This is a genomic window from Algibacter sp. L4_22, from assembly GCF_023473045.1.
In the GTDB taxonomy this organism is placed as follows: Bacteria; Bacteroidota; Bacteroidia; order Flavobacteriales; family Flavobacteriaceae; genus Algibacter.
On the sequence record NZ_JAMCOK010000002.1, the window covers coordinates 773,361 to 787,149 of the forward strand.

At 32.4% G+C, this 13,789-nt stretch carries 10 protein-coding genes and 1 riboswitch; of the genes, 7 read left to right on the forward strand and 3 right to left on the reverse strand.

Annotated features, from left to right (window positions below):
• Nucleotides 1-17: 17 nt before the first annotated feature.
• The 3 genes from M4I23_RS07945 to M4I23_RS07955 form a co-directional block, all read right to left on the reverse strand.
• Nucleotides 18-2,882, reverse strand: a complete 2,865-nt coding sequence (locus M4I23_RS07945) for a PorP/SprF family type IX secretion system membrane protein (protein ID WP_249754033.1) — start codon at nucleotides 2,880-2,882, stop codon at nucleotides 18-20.
• Entirely contained in the window at nucleotides 2,882-4,327 is a 1,446-nt protein-coding gene (locus tag M4I23_RS07950; protein ID WP_249754034.1) for a gliding motility-associated C-terminal domain-containing protein, read from the reverse strand. Before M4I23_RS07950 ends, M4I23_RS07945 begins: the two co-directional genes overlap by 1 nt.
• 162 nt (nucleotides 4,328-4,489) lie before the next feature.
• Complete coding sequence (locus tag M4I23_RS07955) at nucleotides 4,490-5,803, reverse strand: hypothetical protein (protein ID WP_158849010.1); 1,314 nt, start codon at nucleotides 5,801-5,803, stop codon at nucleotides 4,490-4,492.
• Nucleotides 5,804-6,191: 388 nt separating this feature from the next.
• Here M4I23_RS07955 and M4I23_RS07960 point away from each other — a divergent pair, with 388 nt between their 5' ends.
• From M4I23_RS07960 to thiE, 7 genes are all read left to right on the forward strand, one after another.
• Nucleotides 6,192-8,360, forward strand: a complete 2,169-nt coding sequence (locus tag M4I23_RS07960; protein ID WP_249754035.1) for a DNA mismatch repair protein MutS — start codon at nucleotides 6,192-6,194, stop codon at nucleotides 8,358-8,360.
• Between the two features lie 24 nt (nucleotides 8,361-8,384).
• Nucleotides 8,385-9,158: a hypothetical protein gene (locus tag M4I23_RS07965; RefSeq protein WP_249754036.1), complete on the forward strand. Its 774-nt coding sequence runs from the start codon at nucleotides 8,385-8,387 to the stop codon at nucleotides 9,156-9,158.
• A 174-nt stretch (nucleotides 9,159-9,332) separates the two neighbouring features.
• Nucleotides 9,333-9,435: riboswitch (TPP riboswitch) on the forward strand.
• Between the two features lie 88 nt (nucleotides 9,436-9,523).
• Nucleotides 9,524-9,727, forward strand: coding sequence for a sulfur carrier protein ThiS (gene thiS / locus M4I23_RS07970; RefSeq protein WP_158849003.1), 204 nt, complete (start codon nucleotides 9,524-9,526; stop codon nucleotides 9,725-9,727).
• Between the two features lie 79 nt (nucleotides 9,728-9,806).
• A complete protein-coding gene (gene thiC, locus M4I23_RS07975) occupies nucleotides 9,807-11,666 on the forward strand; it encodes a phosphomethylpyrimidine synthase ThiC (RefSeq protein ID WP_249754037.1) in 1,860 nt (619 codons plus the stop codon).
• 111 nt (nucleotides 11,667-11,777) lie between these two features.
• On the forward strand, nucleotides 11,778-12,377 hold the full coding sequence (locus tag M4I23_RS07980) for a thiamine phosphate synthase (protein WP_249754038.1): 600 nt from the start codon (nucleotides 11,778-11,780) through the stop codon (nucleotides 12,375-12,377).
• Nucleotides 12,374-13,126: a hydroxymethylpyrimidine/phosphomethylpyrimidine kinase gene (locus tag M4I23_RS07985; protein ID WP_249754039.1), complete on the forward strand. Its 753-nt coding sequence runs from the start codon at nucleotides 12,374-12,376 to the stop codon at nucleotides 13,124-13,126. The genes M4I23_RS07980 and M4I23_RS07985 overlap by 4 nt, the downstream gene beginning before the upstream one ends.
• Before the next feature lies 1 nt (nucleotide 13,127).
• Nucleotides 13,128-13,775, forward strand: a complete 648-nt coding sequence (thiE, locus tag M4I23_RS07990) for a thiamine phosphate synthase (protein WP_249754040.1) — start codon at nucleotides 13,128-13,130, stop codon at nucleotides 13,773-13,775.
• The last annotated feature ends 14 nt before the right edge of the window (nucleotides 13,776-13,789 follow it).

A 13,789-nucleotide genomic window follows, 5' to 3' on the forward strand; every position in this document is an offset into this window, starting at 1 on the left:
AGTATGCTTGTTTTTTTTTAATTCTCTATTTTAACCATTGACATTCTACTATCGTATGGTTTATTGTTTCTGTTTAGTAAAACTCTTGATGCCATTTCGATATCATCAAATTTTTGATAATAAATAAAATAGTTACTACTATTAACATCATAAAAGAAATCAATATTTGATTGTCCTGCAGCCACTGCTTTGGCTAAAAAAGCATCTCTTTTAGCAACATCACTATGTACGGCAACTACTAAATAATATCCACTTTCCACATTATCGACTCCTTTCATAATTTGAATATTACTTAACTTTTTACCAAAATCGAAATCACTTTCTGTTAGCGGTTCTGTACTAACTTCTGTATTATTTTTAATTCTAGCTAAAGCTGCTCTATCCTTCTTAAATCGATCCTCCTCATTTTCATAATCAGCTTTTTTAATACGACGTTTTCTTTCAATATCTGTTGCTATTTTAATACGCTCAAGTGTAGAAACTAATCTTTCCTTCGTTTCTTTTGCTTCTTTTTGTTCTTTATATAGAAGCTCAATGGCATCTAAATAAATAATATTAAGAGGGTCGTCTTTACTTTTAACCTTTTTACGTCTCTGGTTGTATAAATCTTCAATCTCTTTTATTTTATCAGTTCTTGCACTTATAACATCATCAACCTCAATCTTTAAGGCTTCTAAAGCTGCATTTTCTTCAGAAACACGTCTAAATGGTTTTGGAGGGCTAACAATACCTTTATCTCTTAAATCATTTTCCTTTTTCAAATCATCAAGATCTTTTTGTTTGCCAGCCGTTTTTTCATTTAATCGGCTTAATAAATCCTCTTGTTTTATCTTAGATGCATCGGTTAATTTCGTTATATCAATCATTGGTTGTGGCGTAACTACAGCCACAGGTTGATTTTCTAAAGCTTTAGCTTTTTCATCTGCTAATTGTTTTGCTCTTGCAATTTCTTCTGCTTTAGCTTTTTCATCCGCTAATTGTTTTGCTCTAGCAATTTCTTCTGCTTTAGCTTTTTCATCTGCCAATTGTTTCGCTCTAGCAATTTCTTCGGCTTTAGCTTGCTCTTCTGTCAATTTATTTGCTCTTGCAACTTCTTCTGCTTTAGCTTTTTCATCCGCTAATTGTTTTGCTCTTGCAATTTCTTCTGCTTTAGCTTTTTCTTCTGCCAATTGTTTCGCTCTTGCAATTTCTTCTGCTTTAGCTTGCTCTTCTGTCAATTTATTTGCTCTTGCAACTTCTTCTGCTTTAGCTTTTTCATCTGCTAATTGTTTCGCTCTTGCAACTTCTTCTGCTTTAGCTTTTTCTTCTGCTAATTGTTTTGCTCTTGCAGCTGCTTCTGCTTTAGCTTGCTCTTCTGTCAATTTATTTGCTCTTGCAACTTCTTCTGCTTTAGCTTTTTCTTCAGCTAATTGTTTCGCTCTCGCAACTTCTTCTGCTTTAGCTTTTTCTTCAGCTAATTGTTTCGCTCTTGCAACTTCTTCTGCTTTAGCTTGTTCTTCAGCTAATTGTTTCGCTCTTGCAACTTCTTCTGCTTTAGCTTGTTCTTCAGCTAATTGTTTCGCTCTTGCAACTTCTTCTGCTTTAGCTTGTTCCGCTGTTAATTGTCTAGCTTTAGCAACTTCTTCCGCTCTAGCTTGCGCACTTGCTAATTGTTTTGCTCTTGCTGCTTCTTTAGCTTGTTTCGCTTTATATAATTTGTATGCTAATTGATTTGCTTTAGCTACTCTTGCCGTTTTAGCTTTTTCTCGTGCTATTTCTCTCGTTTTAGCAACTTCTTCTGCTTTAGCTTTTACTTCTGCTATTTTTTCAACTTTTCTTTCTTCTTTTACTTCGGAACTTGCTACTCTATTATTTCTAAATTTTTCTTTATCACTTTCACTTGTTTTAGCTGATTGTTTTGAAGCTGATCGTTTTGGTTTATTTGATGGAGAAAAAAGTGAAGTTTCTTCCTCGTCATCACTATAATCATATCTAAATTTCTTTTTGAATTTATAAGCCAAAGTAATTTCATGAGAATTACCAAATCCTGACAACTCCCCCATAGATTTCTCGTAATTATATTCTATTGCTATTGAATTACTTACATTTAAACCTAATCCTGCCGAAACACCATAAAGCGTATTATATCCAACTTGTGTCCATATACCTTTAGGCATAGCAAGCATCATAATTCCAGATACCACAGTTTCATCTTTTTTAAACTCCGATCTCACTAAACCAGAAAATTTACTTTCATCAAAAAAACCACGACTTTGTATATAGCCCGTGTACATAATATGACCTTGAACACTTTGCTCTGGATTTTCTTCAATAAGCTCGGAAGAATTCATATTATATGAAACCAAATTATTAATAGCAACACCAAAATCTAAGAATTTAGTTCCATAATTAAGCCCTGGATTTATTGTAATAACTGAGCTTTTTTCTATATTATTTAATGCTGAATCAGGATAGTTAGAAACAACTTTACCTTCATTTATACCACTTTGATAAAATGCTATATTAGTACCAAAAGTTAAATTACTGTCTCGATTAAGAACAGCATTGTAAGCAAAATTCAAAACACCGCCAAAGTTAGTAAATACACCAATGTTTTGCTGAAATAAACCAATACCGGCTCCAATATTTTCACTAAACCGGCCAGAATAACTTAATAAATAATTCTCAGGAGAATTTTCGAATTGAACCCATTGCCTTTTATTGGTAATACTTATATATTTATTTTGTTCCCGCACAAAACTAAATGTAGGGTTTAAGGCATATTTGTTGAATTTTAACGAATTCCTAACAGGTAATGCAAACGCGGCAATATCATTCTCTTGAGAATAGACCTGAGTAGTTAAACACAAAAATAAAACGGTATGTAGAATATACTTTTTCATTATCTAATAACAGTTATCGATCCTTTATGTATTTCGTTATTTTCGGTCGTAATTATGTAATAATACACTGGATTTATACTTTTAAATTCTATTTGATTTATTGGCCAGTTATTTTGATAATCATCGGTCTTAAAAACTATTTTACCTTGCGGACTAAATATCAGCACTTTAGCATTTGTGCCACTAACATAAATTTTAGGAATTACCCAGGTATCATTTTCACCGTCATTATTTGGGCTAATTATATTTGGAATTTGCTCAACATCCGGAAATGGATCTATTTTATCAGTACCTGTCTTTTTATTTACTTCAAACGAAAATGTTTTTGTTGAAACACATCCCGTTGTTTGTAATACTTCAACCGTGTAATTACCAGATTCAGTAGCTTCATAACTAATACCTGTAGCGACAGATGTTTTATCTAAATACCAATTAAATTGAGGATCTGTTGCTGTAGTTGTAACATTAATTTCTAAAGTTTCATTTGCTTCAATATCGTTATACTCTGGTACATCAATACTTGCAGTAAAATCGGTATTTACTAAATCTATAGTTGCACTGGATGAACAACTTCCTAAGCTTACATTTACTAAATAAGTTCCTTCTACATTTGTTGTATACATTTGTTCCGTAGCCCCAGTAATTTCAACATCATCTAAAAACCATTGATATGTATCACCCTTAATAGCAGTTAAAATGGTTGGTCCGTCACTAGCACAATATGGAATTTCTAAGCTGGAGTTTATAGTAAATGTTGACGCATCAAGCTCAACTTCATCTATAGTAACACGATTTGAATATGAATTTGAAGTACAAGTTCCATAATTAGTTTCTACAAAATATATACCTGGAGAATCTACTTCCAAAGTATTACCGTAATCCACAAAAACTGAAGTTGATGGGCCTGTTTCTTTAAACCATTTAAAGGTAAGTGATTCATATTTTAATGGTGAATCATTTTTATCATCACCAGGATTATCAATAGTTAACAGGTAACTTCCTGATGAACAATAAGATCCAGTTGCAATTAAATTATTAATAGTAAATGGTGAATCTTGAATTTTATAATATGCAGCAAAAGCATCGGAAGCAGTACTTGAAACCGCTGGTTCGGTACTTTTTATTTTAATTTCATAGCCTTCGCCTGAAGTGGTTGTAGGCAAAGAAAATGTTAATGTTGCTGGTGATACTGTTACACTTCCTGCTTCTGAAACATAAATAGTAGATGCTGCTGAAAAATCGCCGTTTTCGTCGGAAAGTTCTATTTCAAACTGATTTGATGCATTTGATCCTATATCTGAAGAAAAAGTAAACGTAACATTGTAGGTGTTAAATGACGGACTCGCACAAGCCTGAGTAAAACCAAGCATTGGTTTTCCTATTTGAGCACTTACTATTTGCGTAAAACTCAAAACAAAAAAAATAAAAACATTTAAACGTCTCATTCTATAGTAATTTATGTTTATAAATAAAGATCCTCAAATAATTAATATTTCAACACCTTATATTAAAGCTGAACAAAACCCCTAAAAAACGAAGGAGCCAAACAGCTAAATAACAACAACTTAAGTATTTTTAAAACTTAAATATGGTAGATTAAAAAAATATTAGTCCATATTAACATCTTGTACTGAAGTAATTTCATTAATTCTTAAACGATAATCAGGCATACGCTCGTCTCTTATATTAATAAATGTTTCTGAATTTCTGCTTTTAGCATAAACATTAAAAAAAGAAGAGTTCCCGTACCAGTTTTCTAGATCTTCATTATTAGAATTATGTTCAACAAAAATGTTTCCATTACAATTATTAAAATACATATTGCTAAATTTTATTTGATCTAGGCTTTCCTGATTAATATTTATCTTCTCTTCGAAAATAACTGCCGGGTTAAAACCAGAGATTACAGTCTTACTCATTTCTAATGATGTATTATAAGCAACAAATACAGCTTCCTTTACCAAACCTTTTTCTACATCGGCTGCTAAATTTTCACTATTATTAATCATAGTAACATTTTTTGCGACTACAGATGTTCCGGGCTTAGAAAAATCGACATCAGCAATATCGTCATAAGCCAATATTTGAAAACATCTAGACCCTTCACTACTTGAAATATAAGGAGACCTTATTGCTATTGAATTAAATAACTCACATTGTACACCATAATTAAATTTAAAATCATTACTACTTGTTCTATATGATACTACTTTTTTCAAAATGACATCACCTCCCCAAACTTCAATAGCATCACCACCAGAATAACTCATCATAATATTTTCTAATACAGTTTGGTTTCCAACACCCGCTAGCAATAAACCATTTAAATACCCAGCACCTTTAATTCGTTTACCAGCATATTCAATTCTAACATATCGTAAAATACCCGAGCAACTTTCTGCATTATCGCCTCCAAAACCAGTATATGCATAATCTTTTGTAGCTAAACCAGGAAAGAAGGACACTACTGAACCATTACCAAATTTATTTGTTGGAGCATCACCAAGTATAAATATTCCTCCCCAATCTCCAGCTCGCTTTACACTTCTATTTGAAGTAAAAACAATAGGATCGGTTTCTAAACCTTCTGCCACTATAAAAGAGCCCTTAGCAATAGTAAGTGATGCTTTAGTATCGTAGTCGCCAATTATTACTGTACCAGGTTCAATAGTAAGTGTTGCATTGTTGGTTACAAAAACACTACCTATAAGTAAATAGGTGTCTCTTTTGTTAAGAGTTAAGTCTTCGGTAATGTTACCTGTTAATATTTTATTAGGTTCTCTGTAGTTAGATTGTTTTGGATTGAACTCCGTCCAATTCTCTAACCAGTTGTTATCACCTATTATTCCTTTTTCTTGTTGAGCAAAGGCACTACCAAACAGAAACAAAAACAACAGTAATTCTAAAGTAAACTTTTTCATAAGTAATTAAATTTTAGGCTTGGAACAATAAAATTGCATAATAATTTCCTCAAAAATACAATATTTATCCTATGAAAAGACATCTTTTATCGACGAAATGCTTTTTTAAGTAGTTTATTAACTGCTTTTTATCGACGAAATGCATCTTTCAGCGCCAAACAATTGATAATCAGCAAGAAACAAAAAAGCAGCAAATCCGATATCTTTAGTCTTTTTTTTAAAAAAATAAAAATTAAACTCATTAATTCACTAAAAAAAAACAAGAAATATACTACATAAGCTTCTCGTTTCCGCTTAATTTAACCGAGTTGCATTTATAGACACCCATTCTCAATTAGAATATGTAAATTAGCACACATTTTATTAGATAATCTCCATTAAACTTCGAATGATACACATTCACGAAAAAACATTACAAGATTTAGAGTTCCATGCCGTTTTACAACAAGTAAGCGAGCTTTGCGTAACACCATTAGGCAAACAAAAGGCTTTAGAAATAGAGCCGTTTAGAACCAAAGAAGAACTCCTAAACGCATTACAACTCACTAACGAATATTTATCGTCATTATATAACGATAATCGTATACCTAACCATGGTTTCGATACTATTGCAAAAGAATTGAAACTCCTTCATATAGAAAACACTTATTTAGAAGTGCATGGCTTAAAAAAAATTGTTTCAATGTCGATTTCGGTAAATGCAATACTTGTGTTTTTAAAGAAATTTGCAGAATATTACCCAGAATTACACCAATTTGCATCGCATATTGAAGTTACCAAAGTACTTATTGAAAAAGTAGATGCTATTGTTGATCGTTTTGGAGACATAAAAGATAATGCCTCTACTGTTTTATATGGTTTGCGTCAATCTATAAACCAAATAAAAGGAAAGATAAACGCTAGTTTCAGTTCCGCTTTAAATACTTACCACGGCATGGAATATCTAGATGATATTCGCGAATCTGTGGTAGACAACAAACGTGTTTTAGCAGTAAAAGCGATGTACCGCCGCAAAGTTAAAGGCGCCATTATGGGCGGTAGTAGAACAGGAAGTATTGTTTATATAGAACCAGAAACTACGCTGCAACATTCACGTGAACTAAATAATTTAGAATACGAAGAGCAAGAAGAAGTTATTCGTATTTTAAAAGATGTTACCAATTTTATTCGTCCGTTTTTACCATTATTAGAAAATTATCAAGATTTTTTAATCGATATAGATCTTATTTCCGCAAAAGCGAAATACGCCAAATCTATGAACGGGATTTTACCAGAATTTACAGAAGATCACAGCATGAATTTGCGTGATGCCTTCCACCCACTACTCTATTTAAACAATTTAGAAAAAAAACAAAAAACATTTTCGCAAAGTATAGAGTTAAAAAAAGATAGCAGGATTATTGTAATCTCTGGACCAAATGCGGGCGGAAAAAGTATAACTTTAAAAACCGTTGGATTACTACAAGTTATGTTGCAAAGTGGTATGCTAATTCCTGTACACGAACGGAGCACCGTTTGTTTATTCGATAGAATATTAAGTGATATTGGCGACAACCAATCCATTGAAAACCATTTAAGTACATATAGTTATCGTTTAAAACAAATGAATTATTTCTTGAAGAAGTGTAACAAAAACACACTTTTTTTAATAGATGAATTTGGAACAGGGAGTGATCCGGAACTTGGAGGTGCTTTAGCGGAAACTTTTTTAGAAGAGTTTTACCATCGTGAAGCTTTTGGAATTATTACCACACACTATTCTAACCTGAAAATTTTGGCAAACGAAATGCCAAATATGCTTAACGCAAATATGCTTTTCGATGAGCGTACGCTTGAACCTTTGTTTAAACTCGTAATCGGACAAGCAGGAAGTAGTTTTACTTTTGAAGTTGCACAGAAAAATGGTATTCCTTATAGTTTAATAAACCGGGCTAAAAAGAAAATTGAACGTAGCAAAGTTCGTTTTGATGCCACAATTGCTAAACTTCAAAAAGAACGTTCTAAATTAGAAAAAACAGGCCAATCATTAAAAGAAAACGAAAAGAAAAAAGGAGAAGAAGCCGATAAACTTGAAGAAATAAATACCAAAATCCAAAAAAAACTAGAAAGCTATCAAGAACTCTACGATAGCAATCAACGTTTAATTTACTTAGGCCAAAAGGTTAATGATATTGCCGAGAAGTTTTTTGAAAACAAACAGAAAAAAGAACTCATGGGCGAACTTTTTAAAATAGTTCAAATTGAAAATTCTAAACGTAAACGCGTTACTGTAAAGCAAAAAAAGAAAGTAAAAGCCAAAGAAGTTCAGGTAAAAAAAGAAGTAGAAAAAAAGGTTGAAGTTATTCGCGAAAATAAAAAAGAAGCGAAGAAAAAAGCCATTGAAGCTCCTAAACCAAAATCGATAATTCGTTTAGGCGATCGCGTCCGCATGGAAGATGGCCGAGCCGTTGGTACCATTGATAAAATTGAAAAAAATAAAGCTGTTGTAAACTATGGCATCTTTACTACAAATGTGAGTATTGATCAGTTGGAATTGGTGGAGCATATGAAGAAGTAATAATCATTTTTTAAGTTGGATAAAATGAAAATCGAGAACATTTACAGAAAAAATTTAGACAACTACTTTCATACGATAACGGATTTTAAACATTCAACAAATAGACTTAATAAGGTCTTAATAAAAGACATAGAAAAATATAAGACAGAAGAATCTATTTATTCTTCATTAACATCTTTAGTAATTGAAGACTGGACATTACAAAGAGAAAATAATTCTAAATTACGTTTTCATACTGGAATTAATAAATTAACTGGAAAAGAAAATTATCCCGATGAAATAACTAAAATTTTATCAAGAGAATTTAGTTTTGTTTATTCACAATGCTATGAAGCTTTTGAAAGATTTTTGAAAGATTGTATAGATTCAAAAATCATAAATGATATTGAATTTAAAAAGTTAGTTGGATTTAATGAAAACTACTCAAGAAAAGATTTAAAAGGAGGAGAAAACATCTATAAGCTAATCAAAAAAGCAGGAGGAAAAAGGTTAGTTAATTATTCAAAAAACAACATTAATGACTTCAAATTTAAAGAATTACTCAAAATATTTAGTGAGATTCGACATTCAGTAACTCACAATAAAGGTTATTTAGATGTTTATAAAATCCCAAATAACCAATATTATAAAAATCTATTTGAATTTTTATTTAATAAAAACAAACTTGAAGGAAATAAAATTTTAATTCAATTTGACATAGTATTACTAAATAAAGTTTTAGTTTATTTAGCCGAATTTGGATTCCAAATCTATAAAATATTAAGTGAAGAAGATAAATATCAATGGAAAATAGAGTAAAATCACATTGGAAAATAAAATAGATAAATTATATCTCTAACCTTTATCTTAAAAAGACTTTTAAAACAAATAATAATGATACTTTCATAAGTATAATACATCATTTAAAAAATGAAAAAAAACAATCTCATTTTTTGTAGTCTAATCTTTCATTGTTTTACATATATTTGCGATAGTAAACTTTAGGAGTAATTAATTATTTATATAATTAGTTTGAGAAACATCCTTAGAACCTGATTTGGTTAACACCAACGGAGGGAAAAGTTAACAGTGTAACCACTGCCCTTTTTTCAAATTCCCGAACCTTTTATCGTTTACAAAAATTGTTTGACTAAACTTATTTAGTCTGCACAAACTATTTTTATATGATAAACATAAAGGTAAACAACGCAACACATCAATTAAATAAAGAATGCTCTCTTGAAAGCATTTTAAAAAAGTTAGAAATCTCGACGAACGGCATAGCACTTGCCGTAAACTTAAACATCATCACTAGAACCGACTGGAAAACTCAAACTCTTAATGATGGTGACGAGGTCTTAATCATAAAAGCCACTCAAGGCGGTTAAAACCAACCTTCTACAAATAAAATTTACACAAAATTCAATCAAATTTATTACCAGTTACACGCTATCAAATAAATAAGCAATGAAAACAAAAGACACTGCACCAAAACAAGACGGAATAACAAGAAACCCTTTCCCAAATTCTAATAAAATTTACGTGAAAGGAAAAATTCACCCACAAATTAAAGTAGCCATGCGTGAAATTTCTTTAAGTGATACTACAGATTCGTTGACGAAAAAGAAAACACCAAACCAGCCTATAACTGTTTACGATACCTCTGGCCCATATACAGACCCTAATAAATCCATCGATGTACACACCGGTATAGAAAGAATTCGCGAAAGCTGGATTCTAGAACGTGGAGATGTCGAGCAATTAAGCGGTTTTTCTTCAAAATATTGTAACGAGCGTTTAAATGATTCTAGCTTAGACCACATGCGCTTTTCGCATCTAAAAATGCCATTGCGTGCCAGAACAGGCCAAAACGTAACACAATTACATTACGCCAAAAAAGGCATTATTACTCCAGAAATGGAATACATCGCTATTCGTGAAAACCAACGAATTGATGAAATGACCGAGATTAGAAAACAACATAAAGGCGAACACTTTGGCGCTTCTATTCCAGATAAAATTACACCAGAATTTGTACGATCGGAAGTAGCAAGAGGTCGTGCAGTAATCCCTTCAAACATAAACCACCCAGAAGCAGAACCTATGATTTTGGGTCGTAATTTCTTGGTAAAAATAAACGCCAACATTGGAAATTCTGCCACAACCTCATCCATTGAGGAAGAAGTAGAAAAAGCAGTTTGGGCTTGCCGTTGGGGCGCAGATAATATCATGGATTTATCTACTGGGCAAAATATTCACGAAACACGCGAGTGGATTGTACGCAACTCACCTGTTCCTGTGGGTACCGTGCCAATTTACCAAGCTTTAGAAAAAGTTAATGGCGTTGCCGAAGATTTAACATGGGAAATTTTCCGTGATACATTAATAGAACAAGCCGAACAAGGTGTAGATTATTTCACAATTCACGCTGGCGTATTACTTCGTTACGTGCCTATGACGGCAAAACGTGTTACCGGTATTGTATCTCGTGGTGGTTCCATTATGGCAAAATGGTGTTTAGCTCACCATAAAGAAAGTTTTTTATACACACATTTTGAAGATATTTGCGAAATTTTAAAATCTTACGATGTCGCTTTTTCTCTTGGTGACGGATTACGTCCAGGCTCTGTTGCAGATGCGAATGATGAAGCACAATTTGCTGAATTAGAAACCCTTGGCGAGTTAACACAAATAGCCCGCAAACACGAAGTACAGTGTTTTATAGAAGGTCCAGGTCACGTGCCCATGCACATGATTAAAGAAAATATGGAGAAACAAATTGAACTTTGCGACGAGGCTCCTTTTTACACACTAGGCCCTTTAACAACCGATATTGCTCCAGGTTACGACCATATTACATCTGGTATTGGTGCCGCCATGATTGGTTGGTACGGTTGCGCGATGCTTTGTTACGTAACTCCAAAAGAACACTTGGGTTTACCTAATAAAGAAGATGTTCGTGTTGGTGTGGTTACTTATAAATTAGCTGCCCATGCTGCCGATTTAGCTAAAGGTCATCCTGGTTCTCAACATAGAGATAACGCCTTGAGTATGGCACGTTTCGAGTTCCGATGGGAAGATCAATTTAACCTTGGTTTAGATCCAGAACGTGCTCGCGAATATCACGATGAAACACTTCCTGCCGAAGGTGCAAAAATTGCGCATTTCTGTTCTATGTGTGGTCCAAAATTTTGTTCCATGAAAATTTCTCAGGAAGTACGAGACTTTGCAGCCGAAAACGACATTGTAGATAACGAGGTTATTGCAAAAGGTTTCAAAGAAAAATCAAAAGAGTTTAAAGATAAAGGATCTGAAGTATATTTGTAGAATAATTAATTGGGAGTTCCCCCGCTTTTTAAACAAAGCGAGGGCGGGCTTTCCGTTACAATCTTTTGCAAAAGCAAAAGGATTTTCACTGCAATCCCTAACTCAAAAAAAATGATAGTTTTAATAGCACCAGAACATGATATTCCAAACGAAATTGAAATACTTAACCAGTTGTTTCAAGAAGGTTTACAATACTATCATTTTAGAAAACCCAATAAAAACTATGAAGAACATTGCTCTTATTTAAATCAAATAGATAAACAATATCATAATAGAATTGTAGTGCATTATTTTCATGAACTAATTAATGAATTCGATTTAAAAGGCATTCACTTTCAAGAACAAAAACGGATAGATCATATAGATAATCCTGGACAGTATTTTAAAAATCTAAACATGTTTGGTAAAAGCATTAGTTCCTCTTTTCATGAACCAAAAACATTAGAAGATTGCGAATTCGAATTCGATTACCACTTATTAAGTCCCGTGTTTTCTTCTATTTCTAAAGTAGGCTACGAAGGGAGAGGTTTTAATGTAAACCATATAGATAAATTTATTATTGGTATGGGAGGTATTAACGCAGATACTATAATCGAAACTTTTAAATTAGGTTTTAAAGGTGTTGGAGTTTTGGGAGGTATATGGAATTCAAATAATCCCGTTAAAAGTTTCATAGAATTAAAAACAGTTTACGACACTACAATAATTTGAAAAAACGACCAAGCATATTAACCATCGCAGGTTTCGATCCATCTAATGGAGCCGGACTAACTGCTGACATAAAAACATTTGAAGCTTTAAAATGTTATGGTTTATCTGTTTGCACAGCGAATACCATCCAGAATGACATAGAATTTAAAGCCTGCCATTGGACAGAAATAATTCTTATTTTAAATCAAATGGAGATATTATTTAATCGTTTTGAAATCAATTATGTTAAAATTGGTATTGTAGAAAACTGGGAAATATTATCCATTATAATTAATAGATTGCAAGAACTAAATCCGGAAATTAAAATCGTTTTAGATCCTGTTTTAAAGTCAAGTTCAGACTTTAGTTTTCATTCTAATAATTCAGAAAAATTAGACGATATATTATCTAAAATATATCTATTAACACCTAATTACAATGAAATTCAACAATTATACCCAGAAAAAGATATAGAAGAAACAATTGCTTATATTTCATCAAAAACAAATCTATTTTTAAAGGGTGGTCACCGTACAGATAAAATAGGACGAGACGTTCTTTATATTACCAATAAAAAGCAATTTACTTTAAACCCAAAATCATTTAACTGCTCCGAAAAACATGGTAGTGGTTGTGTTTTATCTTCTGCTATAACGAGTTATTTAGCATTAGGATTTCCTTTGTTAAAAGCATGCAAAGAAGGTAAACGATACACCGAAAAATTTTTAAATTCTAATAAATCAATGTTAGGATTTCATTCAAAAAAATAATATGATAGCTAAATTACATTACATATCGCAAGGCGCAACGCCACAAGAACATTTAACAAATATCCATAGTGCTTGTGCTGCTGGAGCCGAATTGGTTCAGTTGCGCTTAAAGAAATACGACCTTAAAACTGTTTTAGAAACTGCAAAAAAAGCGAGAGAAATTACGGAGCATTTTCAAACACGCTTAATTATAAACGACTATTATAAAATAGCAGCCGAAGTTAAAGCCGATGGTGTGCATTTAGGTAAATCGGACACTTCCCCAACTATTGCCCGAAAAGGATTGGCATCTTGGCAAATTATTGGAGGAACCGCTAACACACTTGCTGATTGCAAAAAATTAATTGATCAAAAAGTAGATTATATAGGTTTGGGGCCTTTCCGTTTTACGGAAACAAAAGAAAACTTAAGCCCTGTTTTAGGAGAAGAAGGATACAAAACAATACTAGAATCCTTAAAAACAGATATTCCGGTTATCGCTATTGGTGGCATCACATTGAATGATATTTTAGATATTATGATAACAGGTGTTTATGGTATTGCCGTTTCGGGAGAAATCACAAGCGATTTCAATAAAATCTCGAAATTTAAAGAACTTATAAACGGAGGCATAACAGAGGAACAACGCTGGAAACCTGAAGAAAAATAAAACACAAATCTTTA

Coding starts and splice junctions, on each gene's coding strand:
- thiC (WP_249754037.1), top strand. CDS start 9,807: ATGAAAACAAAAGACACTGCACCAAAACAAGACGGAATAACAAGAAAC.
- thiE (WP_249754040.1), top strand. CDS start 13,128: ATGATAGCTAAATTACATTACATATCGCAAGGCGCAACGCCACAAGAA.
- M4I23_RS07955 (WP_158849010.1), bottom strand. CDS start 5,803: ATGAAAAAGTTTACTTTAGAATTACTGTTGTTTTTGTTTCTGTTTGGT.
- M4I23_RS07950 (WP_249754034.1), bottom strand. CDS start 4,327: ATGAGACGTTTAAATGTTTTTATTTTTTTTGTTTTGAGTTTTACGCAA.
- thiS (WP_158849003.1), top strand. CDS start 9,524: ATGATAAACATAAAGGTAAACAACGCAACACATCAATTAAATAAAGAA.
- M4I23_RS07945 (WP_249754033.1), bottom strand. CDS start 2,882: ATGAAAAAGTATATTCTACATACCGTTTTATTTTTGTGTTTAACTACT.
- M4I23_RS07960 (WP_249754035.1), top strand. CDS start 6,192: ATGATACACATTCACGAAAAAACATTACAAGATTTAGAGTTCCATGCC.
- M4I23_RS07980 (WP_249754038.1), top strand. CDS start 11,778: ATGATAGTTTTAATAGCACCAGAACATGATATTCCAAACGAAATTGAA.
- M4I23_RS07965 (WP_249754036.1), top strand. CDS start 8,385: ATGAAAATCGAGAACATTTACAGAAAAAATTTAGACAACTACTTTCAT.